The 13070-nt window shown below is 35.7% G+C and carries 14 protein-coding genes; 1 reads left to right on the forward strand and 13 read right to left on the reverse strand.

The genetic code is table 11. From position 1 onward, the window contains the following. Nucleotide 1 precedes the first annotated feature (1 nt). The 12 genes from E0F91_RS04990 to aspS all read right to left on the reverse strand — a co-directional run bounded on the left by E0F91_RS04990 (nucleotide 2) and on the right by aspS (nucleotide 10484). Entirely contained in the window at nucleotides 2-514 is a 513-nt protein-coding gene (locus tag E0F91_RS04990) for an NADH-quinone oxidoreductase subunit J family protein (RefSeq protein ID WP_073352265.1), read from the reverse strand. Beyond that, a complete protein-coding gene (locus E0F91_RS04995; RefSeq protein ID WP_073352267.1) occupies nucleotides 514-1059 on the reverse strand; it encodes a NuoI/complex I 23 kDa subunit family protein in 546 nt (181 codons plus the stop codon). The genes E0F91_RS04990 and E0F91_RS04995 overlap by 1 nt, the downstream gene beginning before the upstream one ends. A 150-nt stretch (nucleotides 1060-1209) precedes the next feature. After that, nucleotides 1210-2262 carry an NADH-quinone oxidoreductase subunit NuoH gene (gene nuoH, locus E0F91_RS05000; RefSeq protein ID WP_132065245.1) on the reverse strand — a complete coding sequence of 351 codons (1053 nt, stop codon included), beginning with the start codon at nucleotides 2260-2262 and terminating at the stop codon, nucleotides 1210-1212. Next, a complete protein-coding gene (locus E0F91_RS05005) occupies nucleotides 2255-3304 on the reverse strand; it encodes an NADH-quinone oxidoreductase subunit G (protein WP_073352270.1) in 1050 nt (349 codons plus the stop codon). The genes nuoH and E0F91_RS05005 overlap by 8 nt, the downstream gene beginning before the upstream one ends. 67 nt (nucleotides 3305-3371) lie before the next feature. After that, the gene (gene nuoF, locus E0F91_RS05010) at nucleotides 3372-4739 is read right to left on the reverse strand and encodes an NADH-quinone oxidoreductase subunit NuoF (RefSeq protein WP_132065246.1); all 1368 of its coding nucleotides are present in this window, start codon (nucleotides 4737-4739) and stop codon (nucleotides 3372-3374) included. A gap of 1 nt (nucleotide 4740) precedes the next feature. Continuing rightward, on the reverse strand, nucleotides 4741-5271 hold the full coding sequence (locus tag E0F91_RS05015; RefSeq protein WP_132065247.1) for a complex I 24 kDa subunit family protein: 531 nt from the start codon (nucleotides 5269-5271) through the stop codon (nucleotides 4741-4743). A 50-nt stretch (nucleotides 5272-5321) separates the two neighbouring features. Further along, nucleotides 5322-6560 carry an NADH-quinone oxidoreductase subunit D gene (locus E0F91_RS05020; RefSeq protein WP_132065248.1) on the reverse strand — a complete coding sequence of 413 codons (1239 nt, stop codon included), beginning with the start codon at nucleotides 6558-6560 and terminating at the stop codon, nucleotides 5322-5324. A 35-nt stretch (nucleotides 6561-6595) separates the two neighbouring features. Next, nucleotides 6596-7117 (reverse strand): NADH-quinone oxidoreductase subunit C, encoded by a 522-nt coding sequence (locus tag E0F91_RS05025; RefSeq protein WP_132065249.1) that lies wholly within the window; start codon nucleotides 7115-7117, stop codon nucleotides 6596-6598. Nucleotides 7118-7120: 3 nt separating this feature from the next. Then, nucleotides 7121-7669: an NADH-quinone oxidoreductase subunit B gene (locus E0F91_RS05030; RefSeq protein WP_066079375.1), complete on the reverse strand. Its 549-nt coding sequence runs from the start codon at nucleotides 7667-7669 to the stop codon at nucleotides 7121-7123. Between the two features lie 85 nt (nucleotides 7670-7754). Further along, on the reverse strand, nucleotides 7755-8120 hold the full coding sequence (locus E0F91_RS05035; RefSeq protein WP_132065250.1) for an NADH-quinone oxidoreductase subunit A: 366 nt from the start codon (nucleotides 8118-8120) through the stop codon (nucleotides 7755-7757). Between the two features lie 291 nt (nucleotides 8121-8411). Then, nucleotides 8412-8606 carry a cold-shock protein gene (locus tag E0F91_RS05040; protein WP_007137066.1) on the reverse strand — a complete coding sequence of 65 codons (195 nt, stop codon included), beginning with the start codon at nucleotides 8604-8606 and terminating at the stop codon, nucleotides 8412-8414. 132 nt (nucleotides 8607-8738) lie between these two features. Continuing rightward, nucleotides 8739-10484, reverse strand: coding sequence for an aspartate--tRNA ligase (gene aspS / locus E0F91_RS05045; protein WP_132065251.1), 1746 nt, complete (start codon nucleotides 10482-10484; stop codon nucleotides 8739-8741). A 227-nt stretch (nucleotides 10485-10711) separates the two neighbouring features. On the opposite strand from aspS, the gene E0F91_RS05050 reads away from it, so the two are divergent. After that, nucleotides 10712-11056, forward strand: a complete 345-nt coding sequence (locus E0F91_RS05050; RefSeq protein WP_113636409.1) for a toxin-antitoxin system YwqK family antitoxin — start codon at nucleotides 10712-10714, stop codon at nucleotides 11054-11056. A gap of 265 nt (nucleotides 11057-11321) precedes the next feature. Here E0F91_RS05050 and E0F91_RS05055 read toward each other — a convergent pair whose 3' ends face one another. Next, complete coding sequence (locus E0F91_RS05055) at nucleotides 11322-12986, reverse strand: sodium/sugar symporter (RefSeq protein WP_132065252.1); 1665 nt, start codon at nucleotides 12984-12986, stop codon at nucleotides 11322-11324. Nucleotides 12987-13070 lie beyond the last annotated feature (84 nt).

The raw sequence follows: 13070 nt of genomic DNA on the forward strand, positions 1-13070 counted from the left end.
CTTATTTTTGCAATTTTTCTTTTTTAGACAATAATACCGTTCCAATCATAGCCACTAAAAGTAGAATAGAAGCAAATTCAAAAGGAACCATATATTCATTCAATAGTACTTTACCCAATACTTTTATAGACTGATAATCTTCGCCAGTAGTTACATATTCACCAACAATAGGTTTTGAGTTAATGAAGATTGCGATCAATATTAAACAAATTAAGCAAAAAGAAACAATTGCTCCTAAGCGCGTAATCCTAGGTCGGTGCACTTCTTTTTCTTCATTCAAATTCATCAACATAATGGTAAACAGGAATAAAATCATAATGGCTCCAGAATACACAATAATATGAACAATAGCTAAAAACTGGGAGTTTAATAAAAGATAATGACCTGCTATCGAAAAGAAACAAATCACTAAATAAATAGCACTATGAATTGGATTTCTACTGAAGATTGTCAAAAAAGCGGTTGCTAAAGTTACCGCGGATAGTACGCAAAAAATTATAAGTATCGTAGACATTAATTAGCGTTTTTAAGTTGAGCATTTTTCATTGCGATATCTAAAGGCATCACTAATTTATCTTTTCCAAAAATAAAATCTTCTCTTTCGTAACTCGAAGGAACTAATACTTTGGAGGTAGTCAAATAAATTGCATCTTTAGGACAAGCCTCTTCACACAATCCACAAAAAATACAACGCAACATATTAATTTCATAAATAGAAGCATATTTTTCTTCTCTATACAAATGTTTTTCATCGGCTTTGCGTTCTTCCGCCTTCATCGTAATTGCTTCCGCTGGACAAGACAACGCACACAAACCACAAGCCGTGCAATTTTCCCGACCTTCTTCATCACGTTTCAACATGTGTTGACCGCGATAAACAGGACTCATTTCACGTACCTGCTCTGGATATTGAATCGTTACTTTTCTAGTAAACAAATGCTGAATTGTAATTATTAATCCTTTGACAATCGCAACAAGATACATTCTTTCCCAAAAAGTCATCTCCTTGTTAGAGACTAGCTTTTTTCTTCCCGATAAGGATATACTTTCTATACTCATTTTTTATTTTATTTGAAGCTGTTTCCTGCTATCCGTTTCAATCTTTTAATCGCTGCGGCGATTAAAAGGATTTTCACTACTATCAGGGCTAGGGCTTTTTCTGTCTCAATTCTATTTTATCTTGCTATTTCTTGCTCTCCATTTGGATTGTTAAAAACCAAAATACGCCGCAATATCCGATCTTAACATAACAATTCCAGTAATTATAATATTTACAATCGATAATGGAATTAGTATCCTCCAACCCAAATGCATCAATTGATCGTACCTAAATCTTGGAATAGTCCATCGAACCCACATAAAGAAAAATATAAACCCACACAATTTGATAAACAAAGCACCAAATCCCATTATATTGGCAATATTTACACCCCAATTTTCAACAACCCAACTCATTCCCGGATAATTATACCCCCCAAAGAATAAAACTGCTAAAATGGTAGAGGAGATAAACATATTGGCATATTCAGCAAATAAATAGAATCCCATTTTCATCGATGAATATTCCGTGTGGTATCCTCCAATTAATTCTGTTTCACATTCCGCTAAATCAAAAGGTGTTCTGTTGGCTTCTGCGAAAGCACAAATTAAAAAGATAATAAAAGATAAGGGTTGGTAAAAAACATTCCAATCCATCCCCGCTTGTTGCGCCGAAATTTCTCTTAAACTTAAAGTCCCAGTCATCATCAATAAGGCAATCAAGGAAAGTCCCATGGCCACTTCATAAGAAACCATTTGCGAAGCAGCACGAACCGCCCCAATCAAAGAGAATTTATTATTTGAAGCCCAACCCCCAATCATAATTCCATAAACTCCCACGGATACAACTCCAATAAAATACAATAAACCTATATTCAAATCGGTGGCTTGTAATAAAATATCTCTTCCAAACAAGTGCAATCTGTCTCCCCAGGGAATCACAGCACTTGTCATCAAAGCCGTACTCATTGCAATGGCAGGACCTACAAAAAACAAAAAACGATTTGGTGTATTCGGTTCAAATTCCTCTTTCGAGAATAATTTTAAACCATCAGCTAGCGGTTGAAACAATCCAAAAGGACCGGCTCTGTTAGGTCCAACACGATCTTGAAGCCAAGCGGCCACCTTACGTTCCGCCCAAGTGGAATACATTGCCATCAACATTGTTAAAGCAAAAACCGCTACAATAATGACACCTTTTTCTATGATAATAGTACTATCCATTATTGCCCAAACTTTTTTGATTTATAATATCTTCTTCGGTCAATGGAAATTCAGCCATACTGATTTTTTTACGATCTTCTTCTCTACCAATAAGGATATGCGATTCAGTAGCTATTTCAACTTTTTCTAACTTTCTGTTGTATTTGTTTTGATTGATAACCGAGTCTTTTTCAAAAGCTCTTGGCCCTTCAATAATCCAGTCTTTCACTTCTTTGTGATCAAAACGACAACCATTACAAATAAACTCATCTACTTCATGGTATTCGTCTTTTCTTCCAGTAACACGTTGAATTTCGTCACCAAACATCCAAACGGTCGTTTTTCCAGAACAAGTAGGGCAATCTCTGTGTGCGTTATACGGCTTACTGAACCAAACTCTAGATTTAAATCGAAACGTTTTATCAGTCAATGCGCCTACCGGGCATACATCAATCATATTTCCAGAAAACTCATTGTCAACTGCTTTTGAAATACAAGTCGAAATATTAGAATGATCTCCTCTATCCATAACTCCGTGCACACGATCATCCGTTAATTGGTCTGCAACCATCACACAACGGTAGCAAAGAATACAACGATTCATGTGCAACTGAATATTTGGACCAATGTTCTCTGGTTCAAAAGTTCTCTTTTCCTCAATAAAACGAGTTTCTGATTTTCCGTGCTCAAAGCTTAGGTTTTGCAAATCGCATTCTCCTGCTTGATCACAAACTGGGCAGTCTAGCGGGTGATTGATCAACAAAAATTCAGTTACTGATTTCCTTGCTTCTTGCACTCGAGGCGAGGATTTACTATTCACTTCCATTCCGTCCATGCAACCGGTTACACAGGAAGCCATTAATTTTGGCATTGGTCTTGGATCCGCTTCACTTCCTTTAGCAACTTCCACTAAACAACAACGGCATTTTCCACCGCTCCCTTTTAGTTTAGAATAATAACACATTGCTGGCGGAACTACTTCTCCACCTATCATACGTGCAGCCTGCAGGATGGTTGTTCCTGGTTCAACTTCTATTGAATGTCCGTCTATTGTTACTTTCATTATTTAACTCTATTTAACTCCTACGGAGTATCTTATTTCTGAAATCAAAAATCGTTAATCAGCAATCTTAAATCAATTCCTTCGCTACTAAATGCTTTACTTTTTCAAAAGGTTCAGCAACAAAATGATCTCTATTCTTTATTTTTTCTGGGAAGCGAATGTGGTATTCAAATTCTTCTCTAAAGTGACGAATTGCGGCTGCTACGGGCCAAGCTGCTGCGTCACCTAATGGACAAATTGTATTTCCTTCAATTTTACTTTGAATACTCAAAAGCAAATCGATATCTTCTTCACGACCATGACCATTTTCTATTCGGTGCAATACTTTTTCCATCCATCCAGTACCTTCACGACAAGGGGAACATTGTCCACAGCTTTCATGGTGGTAAAAACGAGAGAAATTCCAAGTATTCCTTACGATGCACGAAGTATCATTGTAAACGATAAATCCACCTGATCCTAACATAGAACCTGTAGCAAATCCACCGTCACTCAAGGATTCGTATGACATTAAACGATCCTCACCGTTAGCTGTTTTATAAATTAAATGAGCGGGTAAAACAGGAACAGAACTTCCTCCTGGCACAAATGCTTTCAAAGGTCTGTCAGAACTCATTCCACCTAAATATTCATCAGAATTCATGAATTCATAGACACTTAAACCCAATTCAATTTCGTAAACACCAGGATTTTTAATATGTCCTGAAGCTGAAATTAACTTGGTTCCTGTAGAACGACCAATACCTATTTTAGCATATTCAGCACCTGAATTATTTACAATCCAAGGCACTGCGGCAATAGTCTCTACATTATTCACAACCGTTGGGTTTGACCAAAGTCCTGAAATTGCAGGAAAGGGTGGTTTGATACGAGGATTTCCTCTTTTCCCTTCCAAAGATTCAATCAATGCAGTTTCTTCGCCACAAATATAAGCTCCAGCACCACAATGAACATAAAGTTCTAAATCATAGCCTGAACCCAATATGTTTTTTCCCAAAAACCCAGCAGCTTTTGCTTCGTTTATGGCTCTTTCTAATATTTTATAAACCCACATGTATTCTCCACGAATGTAGATGTAGGAAAGGTTTGCACCCAAAGCATAACTAGAAGTGATCATTCCCTCGATCAATAAATGAGGAATAAATTCCATCAAATAACGATCCTTGAAAGTTCCTGGCTCTGACTCATCCGCATTACAAACTAAGTGTCTTGGTTTTCCTGATTTTTTATCAATAAAACTCCATTTCATTCCAGCTGGAAATCCAGCTCCACCACGACCGCGCAATCCAGAAGTTTTTACTTCCTCAACTACTTCATCCGGTGTTAATGTTTTCAGGGCTTTTTCTACCGATGCATAACCTCCGTTTGCACGGTACACTTCATAGGTTTTAATACCCGGAATATTTACTTTATCTAATAATATTTTTTGTGACATATTATTTATCGTGTAGTATTATTGTATGATTTTTGCAATCTTCTATTAACTGGTCTACTTTTTCTTTAGTCAAATGCTCTTTGTAAAAGTCGCCTAATTGCATCATTGGAGCGTACCCACAAGCACCTAAACATTCAACACCTCTAACTTCAAAAAGACCATCTGCAGTAGGCTCACCCACTTTTACACCTAATTTTTCACAGGTATAATCCATAAGATCCTCTACACCATTCAGACAACATGGAGAAGTTTGGCAAAATTCGAACATGTATTTTCCAATTGGTCTTTGGTTGTACATCGTGTAAAACGATACTACTTCATACACTTCAATTGGCTTAATCAAAAGGATTTCAGCAACCTTATCCATTAATTCTATACTCAACCAATTTTCATGAGCATCTTGAACTTCATGTAAAACAGGCAATAATGCCGATTTTCTTTTGTCTTCAGGATAATAACTAATTAATTCATTAATGCGGGACATCAATGCTTCAGTTATATTTATTTCTTGTTTGTAATGTGTTCTTTCCATTTTTCTTTTCAATCTGAAATCTAAAATCGTTAATCAGCAATCTTAATTCGTTAAGCGTCTAGCTCTCCTGCAATAACATTTAAACTCGACAAAATAACAATCGCATCTGAGAGCAAAGCTCCTTTAATCATTTCTGGATACGCTTGATAGTAAATAAAACAAGGTCTACGGAAATGCAATCTATAAGGTGTTCTACTTCCGTCAGTAACTAGATAAAAACCTAATTCTCCATTTCCACCTTCTACAGGATGATAAACTTCGGCCACTGGAACTGGAACTTCACCCATAACAATTTTGAAATGGTAAATCAACGATTCCATACTCGTGTAAACATCTTCTTTTGGAGGAAGGTAATAATCCGGAACATCAGCATGAAAGTCATTTCCTTCCGGCATTTTAGCTAGCGCTTGTCGAATGATACTCAAGCTCTCCCAAACCTCTGCATTTCGAACACAAAAACGGTCGTAGGTATCACCCGATTTCCCTACAGGAACAATAAAGTCAAAATCTTCATAAGAAGAGTAGGGTTGCGATACTCGAACATCATAATCAACTCCCGCAGCACGTAAATTTGGGCCAGTAAAACCATAAGCCATAGCTTGCTCAGCGGATATTGCTCCTACATTTACCGTTCTATCAATAAATATTCTATTTCTTTCGAATAAGTTTTCAAATTCCTTCCAAGCAGCTGGAAATTCTTCTAAAAACGTATTTAGTAATTCAAATGCTTTTGGCGACCAATCTCTTTCGAAACCACCGATTCGACCCATATTAGTAGTCAAACGTGCTCCACAAATTTCTTCGTAAATTTCGTATACTTTTTCTCTAAATTGGAACACATATAAAAACCCAGTATAGGCTCCCGTATCCACACCAAGGATAGAATTACAGATGATATGATCCGTGATTCTTGCCAATTCCATTACTATAACTCTTAAATATTGCGCTCTTTTAGGAACTTCAATATCCAACAATTTTTCTAATGTCATCCACCAACCCATGTTGTTTATAGGTGATGAACAATAATTCATCCTGTCCGTAAGTGGCGTGATTTGGTAAAAAGGACGGTTTTCAGCAATTTTTTCGAAAGCTCTATGAATGTAACCAATAGTTGGTTCCGCTTCCAGAATTCTTTCACCATCCATCAGCAGGATATTTTGAAAAATACCATGTGTAGCTGGGTGTGTTGGTCCTAAATTCAAGATAGAAAGCTCGCTTCCGTCTTGATTTAGTTGTTCTTTGATTCTTTTAGCATAGCGATGCTCTGGTGGTAATAATAGTTCTGACATTTATTTAATGTGAAAAATTATAATAGTGTGTGTTTTTAATAATTGTCGGTTGTTCTTCCAAAGAAACGATCGTCTTTATCTGTTCTTCCGCTATCTTCCATTGGAAATTCCTTTCGCATTGGAAAAGAAATCATTTCATCCATATTCAAAATACGCTTCAATTGCGGATGACCTATGAAGTTTATTCCATAAAAATCATACGCTTCTCTTTCCATCCAATTGGAGCTTAAGAAAATAGTTGATATTGATTTTATTTCTGGATTTTCACCGTTTATATAAGCTTTAATCTTGATTCTTTTGTTTTCATACCAATTGTGTAAATGATAGACCACTGCAAATTGATGCTCTTCATCATTGTCCGGATAATGAATCCCGCATAAATCTGTTAAAAAATGAAAACGTAATGTTGGATCATTTTTCAAAAAAAGAATCACTGCAGTTATTTTATCCGCAGCGACTTCAAATGAAAATATATCTCTTTCTTGCTTGAATTCAAAAACAGCCGAATCAAATGTTTCAACTAATTTCTCTTGGATTTGTATCGTTTCTAGCGCCATTATTTATTTGATATTATAAGAAGCTAATAATTCTTGGTATTCTGGAGAACTTCTTCTTCTTACCGATTCTGTTCTCACCAACTCTTGCAATTTCATAACACCATCTACAATTTGTTCCGGTCTTGGTGGACAACCTGGAACATAAACATCAACCGGAATCACTTTATCAATCCCTTGCAAAACCGAATACGTGTCAAAGATTCCACCAGATGAAGCACATGCTCCAACTGCGATTACCCAACGAGGTTCTGACATCTGTTCGTAAACCTGGCGTAAAATGGGCGCCATTTTCTTTGAAATCGTTCCCATTACCATTAACATATCTGCTTGACGAGGAGAAAAACTTACTCTTTCAGAACCAAATCGTGCCAAATCGTAATGCGAAGCCATTGTTGCCATAAATTCAATTCCGCAACAAGAAGTAGCGAAAGGCAAAGGCCACAATGAATTTGCACGAGCCATTCCCACTACGTCATTAAGTTTTGTAGCAAAGAAACCTTCACCAACAACACCCTCTGGAGGGGCAACCATATTTATATTTGAATCACTCATTTTTTGTTATTTAGAATTAAAAATTCTGAATTATAAATTATAAAAAACTTTTTATAATTTATAATACAACATTTAAATTAAATTTTTACTCCCACTCCAACGCTTTCTTTTTGATGATATAGAAAAAACCAACCAAAAGCAACAGCATAAAAATCACCATTTTTACCATTCCTTCCATTCCCAACTCCTTGAAATTTATAGCCCAAGGGTAAAGAAAAATAACCTCAACATCAAACAAAACAAATAAAATAGCAACAAGGAAGTATTTTACTGAAAATGGTATTCTAGCATTTCCAACGGACTCAATACCGCATTCGAAGTTTTTATCTTTGTTTTCAGAAGAACGTTTAGGACCTAATTTTCCTGAAACTAATATCGTTCCTACGACAAATCCTACAGCTAAAACAAACTGCATTAAAATAGGAATATAATTTAATTGATCGGATTGCATATGATGGGTTTTTTTGAATAAGAATAAGCGACAAAGATAACTTTCAAATTATTAAATAACAATTAAAACTTAGAAATACATCGCCACTACATCGATGTAAATTTACAATTTTTATTTATTATAAATAACAAACGACGGTTCTATTAAGATGTGTTTAACGTTTAGAGAATTTAACAAAAATAACACATTGCAAGTTTGTGGACTTTTTAGGATAGAAATAAAACAAAAAAAAACGTTTCGAAATAAATCGAAACGTTTTACACATTCTTAGACAAAAAATAAATTTTTTGCTTAGATAACTGCTACTTTCGCAGCAACTTTTCCTTTTCTTCCTTCTTCTTCTTCATAGCTAACTCTATCACCTTCGCGCAATTCTTCCGCGTTGATTCCTGATGCATGAACAAAAATGTCTTTTCCTGTTTCTTCGTCTGTAATGAATCCGTAACCTTTAGATTCATTGAAAAATTTAACTGTACCTGTACGCATTGTAATTGTAATAATAATTTATAATGAGGCAAATGTAATATTTAATATAATACGAAGTACTATCTTATGTTTTTATTTTGTAAAAATATTGATTTTCAACGTTTTCTAACAAATTTAAACGACAAACTACAATTAAACTAATTTAATATGAAGCTCTTTCAGCTGCGATTCATCTATTTTAGATGGAGCATCAATCATAACATCTCTTCCAGAATTATTTTTTGGAAAGGCAATAAAATCTCGAATAGTTTCTTGTCCACCTAAAATTGCGACTAACCTGTCCAGTCCGAAAGCTAAACCACCGTGAGGTGGCGCACCAAATTGGAACGCATCCATTAAAAATCCGAATTGTGCTTTTGCATCTTCTTCGGTGAAACCTAAATATTTGAACATTAACTGTTGTGTGGCTTTATCGTGAATACGAATTGATCCACCACCAATTTCATTTCCATTTAAAACCATATCATACGCATTGGCACGAACTCTACCAGGATCTGTTTCTAATAAGTGCATGTCTTCCGGTTTTGGGGAGGTAAACGGGTGATGCATAGCATGGTAACGACCACTTTCATCATCAAACTCTAATAACGGAAAATCAACTACCCAAAGCGGAGCAAATTCAGCTGGATTTCTCAAGCCTAAGCGAGTTGCTAATTCCATTCGCAATGCGCTCAACTGAGTTCTTGTTTTATCCGTAGGACCAGAAAGCACAAAAATCATATCTCCAGGTTTTGCACCGGTAATTTTTGCCCACTGCGCTAAATCATCTTGATCGTAGAATTTATCAACGGATGATTTATAGGTCCCGTCTTCATTGCATTTTACATAAACCATTCCGGATGCACCTACTTGAGGACGTTTTACCCAGTCAATTAATCCATCTATTTCCTTACGAGTATAGTTTCCAACTCCCGGAACTGCAATACCAACTACAAATTCAGCAGCATTAAAAACAGGGAATTCTTTGTGTTGTGTTACTTCATTTAATTCCCCAAATTCCATTCCGAAACGGATATCCGGTTTGTCATTTCCGTATGTTTTCATCGCATATTCGTAGGTAATTCTTGGGAATTTTTCTACTTCGATGCCTTTTATTTCTTTTAACAAATGTCTTGTCAATCCTTCAAAAACATTCAAAATATCTTCTTGCTCCACAAAAGCCATTTCACAATCGATTTGTGTAAATTCCGGCTGTCTGTCTGCACGTAAATCTTCGTCACGGAAACATTTAACGATTTGGAAATACTTATCCATTCCACCTACCATCAATAATTGCTTGAACGTTTGTGGCGATTGTGGTAATGCATAAAACTGACCTTCATTCATTCTGGAAGGCACCACAAAATCTCTAGCTCCTTCTGGAGTAGATTTAATCAAATAAGGCGTTTCTACTTCACAGAAATCTAAATCTGAAAGATATTTACGCACTTCCATGGCTACTTTATGACGAAACATCAAACTGTTTTTTACCGGATTTCTTCGAATGTCAAGGTAACGGTATTTCATTCGGATGTCTTCCCCACCATCCGTTTCATCCTCGATCGTAAAAGGTGGCGTAAGCGAAGCGTTTAGAATTGTAAGTTCTGATACTAAAATTTCAATTTCACCAGTTGTCATGTTTTTGTTTTTGGCTTCACGCTCAATAACAGTCCCTTTAACTTGGATAACGAATTCACGACCCAATGTTTTAGCCAGTTCAAAAACTGATTTTTCCGAACGACCTTCGTCAAAAATTAACTGCGTAACTCCATAACGGTCGCGTAAATCAACCCAATTCATAAATCCTTTATCACGTGATTTTTGTACCCATCCCGCAAGTGTTACTTCAGTATTAATGTGTGAGGCATTCAATTCGCCACAGTTATGACTTCTATACATGTTCTAAATTTTTGATTATTTTGCCCTTTGGACACCGCTGCAAATTTAGGACTAATTATGAATAATGAATTGAGAAATAAGAAATTTTAGTGATTGGTTTATCAGCAAACTTTATTTCCAATGTTAAGTTTTACTTCAATGTTACCAAATTGTTAACTTAAAGTTTTTTTATTGTAAAATGTTTTATACATTTGTTAAGCTAATATGAATTTAAAAATCCAAACGACATGAAAAAATATATAATATTAACCGCACTACTTTTCTCAGGAATAGCATTCGCTCAAGAAAACAATCCAAAACTAGAAGCTGTAGGTGAATTAGTTAAAACAACCTACTACTTTGAAAACGGAAAAGTACAACAAGAAGGTTTCTTTAAAAACGGAAAATTGGAAGGAGTTTGGACTTCATACGATACAAATGGTAATAAACAATCTGTTGCCACTTATAAAGATGGAGAAAAGACTGGAAAATGGTTTTTCTGGAATGGAAATAACCTAAGTGAAGTAGATTATTCTAATAGTAGAATTGCTTCTGTAAAAACTTGGAAACAAGATGCGTTGGTCAACAACTAAAAAATAAATTAAAATACCACTAAAGCTTTCGTTATTCGAAGGCTTTTTTTGTGACTTCTATTTTTTTGGCCAAGCTATACTTTATAAGATTATTGCGTTCAAAAAAACACTATTTGTAATTCAAAAATAAACCTATTATAAAATCATATAAGTTTTACAGTAGGTTCTTGGTATCATCTAAACTACAAATAGCTACATTATTTTATAAAAAAAGTGAAACTAAACGAATTTAATTTCACTTTTTTCATATTAAACTACAGCCGGTTTATTTCCAGAAAACTGCATAAACCACCACCAATACAATCATTAATGCAAATGAACAGATAGTATAAAGAGGACTCGTTTTGAACAATTCTTTCGTTAATGGAATTCCTTTAGCATCGTTATTCCCTTTATTTTGAATTAAACTAATGGCAACAATTAACAACATCGTTAAAATAGCAGTATAACCCATTTGGTCCATCCATGGCAATGTTGGAAAAACAGATTCAAAATTACTTCCCGCTGCCCATGATTTTGGACCAACTTTAAAGAACATCGCAATTGGGATAGAAACTAATGCACCCCAAATAGCTGCTTTATTAGTTGTTTTTTTCCAAAACAATCCTAATACGAACACAGCTAAAATACCAGGACTTACCACGCCAGTATATTCTTGAATAAATTGAAACGCTTGATCAATTCCACCTAAAAGTGGCGCCATAATTACTGCTATTAACAGTGCAATTCCTCCAGAGATTCGACCTACATTCACCGTCTTTCTATCGTTTGCATTTTTATCAATATACTGTTTGTAAATATCCATCGTAAAAATGGTCGAAGTCGAGTTTAACATCGATGCTAAAGAGGATACAATAGCAGCTGCCAATGCAGCAAACGCCAAACCTTTGAAACCTGCCGGTAAGAAATGCAACAACCACGGGTATGCTTTGTCGGCAGTACCAAAACCAGGCATATTGTCTGCCGCTGCCGCTCCCAATCGAGCCATTATCGCAGGGTCATTTACCATTACATACGCTGCAATTCCTGGAATGACAACAATAAAAGGAATAAGCATTTTTAAAAATGCAGCCAGTAATATCCCTTTTTGGGCTTCACCCAATGATTTGGCAGCTAATGTTCTTTGAATAATATATTGATTAAATCCCCAGTAGTAAATATTAGCAACCCAAAGACCACCAACCAAAACACCAATACCTGGTAGGTTCATATATTCTGGATTAGATTTATCTAAAATCATTACAAAACGATCTGGAGCAGCATAATAAACCGTTTTCATTCCCTCCCATACTCCAGCACCATCGGAAACCGTGTTTAATGCGATATACGTTGTAACCAAACCACCTAATACCAAGAATATAACTTGAATAACATCTGTCCAAGCCACAGCAGAAAGACCACCATATAAAGAATATGCCGCAGCAAAAAGTGCTAATCCTACAACTGCATACATCATGTCAATACCCAATATGGCCTCTATGGCTAAACCTCCTAGATACAAAACCGTAGTAAGATTGACAAAAACATATAAAGCAATCCAAAAAACCGCCAAAATTGTTTTAAGATTTGTTGAAAATCGTTTTTCTACAAATTCAGGAATAGTATAAATCCCTTTTTCGATAAAAATGGGGAGGAAATACTTCCCTACAATGATAAGCGTGAAAGCCGCCATCCACTCGTAAGATGCAATCGCTAATCCTAATGCGAAACCAGAACCTGACATACCGATAAATTGCTCTGCAGAAATATTAGCCGCAATCAATGAAGACCCAATGGCCCACCAAGGCAATGATTTACTTGCCAGGAAATAATCCTCAGCATTTTTTTGGTGACCGTCTTTTTCGCGAGAGACCCATAACCCAACGCCTAAAATAAGTACTGCATAGGCAGTAAAAACTAAATAATCGATAAACCCAAATTCTGTTGTCATACTATTGTATTAATATTAATGAAGTATTTCAAATTAATAATTAGGCTAAGCCCTAATCCTCTGCACCCATTTCCGAGTAGCTGT

Origin of the sequence: Flavobacterium sandaracinum (assembly GCF_004349135.1) — a bacterium.
Classification (GTDB): Bacteria; Bacteroidota; Bacteroidia; order Flavobacteriales; family Flavobacteriaceae; genus Flavobacterium; species Flavobacterium sandaracinum.

Bases quoted from the DNA above. Each gene is read 5' to 3' on its own strand.
- E0F91_RS05005 (WP_073352270.1), bottom strand. From the start codon at position 3,304: ATGAAAGTAACAATAGACGGACATTCAATAGAAGTTGAACCAGGAACA.
- E0F91_RS05020 (WP_132065248.1), bottom strand. From the start codon at position 6,560: ATGTCAGAACTATTATTACCACCAGAGCATCGCTATGCTAAAAGAATC.
- E0F91_RS04995 (WP_073352267.1), bottom strand. From the start codon at position 1,059: ATGAGTATAGAAAGTATATCCTTATCGGGAAGAAAAAAGCTAGTCTCT.
- E0F91_RS05025 (WP_132065249.1), bottom strand. From the start codon at position 7,117: ATGGCGCTAGAAACGATACAAATCCAAGAGAAATTAGTTGAAACATTT.
- E0F91_RS05030 (WP_066079375.1), bottom strand. From the start codon at position 7,669: ATGAGTGATTCAAATATAAATATGGTTGCCCCTCCAGAGGGTGTTGTT.
- E0F91_RS05040 (WP_007137066.1), bottom strand. From the start codon at position 8,606: ATGCGTACAGGTACAGTTAAATTTTTCAATGAATCTAAAGGTTACGGA.
- E0F91_RS05055 (WP_132065252.1), bottom strand. From the start codon at position 12,986: ATGACAACAGAATTTGGGTTTATCGATTATTTAGTTTTTACTGCCTAT.
- E0F91_RS05015 (WP_132065247.1), bottom strand. From the start codon at position 5,271: ATGGAAAGAACACATTACAAACAAGAAATAAATATAACTGAAGCATTG.
- E0F91_RS05050 (WP_113636409.1), top strand. From the start codon at position 10,712: ATGAAAAAATATATAATATTAACCGCACTACTTTTCTCAGGAATAGCA.
- E0F91_RS04990 (WP_073352265.1), bottom strand. From the start codon at position 514: ATGTCTACGATACTTATAATTTTTTGCGTACTATCCGCGGTAACTTTA.
- nuoH (WP_132065245.1), bottom strand. From the start codon at position 2,262: ATGGATAGTACTATTATCATAGAAAAAGGTGTCATTATTGTAGCGGTT.
- aspS (WP_132065251.1), bottom strand. From the start codon at position 10,484: ATGTATAGAAGTCATAACTGTGGCGAATTGAATGCCTCACACATTAAT.
- E0F91_RS05035 (WP_132065250.1), bottom strand. From the start codon at position 8,120: ATGCAATCCGATCAATTAAATTATATTCCTATTTTAATGCAGTTTGTT.
- nuoF (WP_132065246.1), bottom strand. From the start codon at position 4,739: ATGTCACAAAAAATATTATTAGATAAAGTAAATATTCCGGGTATTAAA.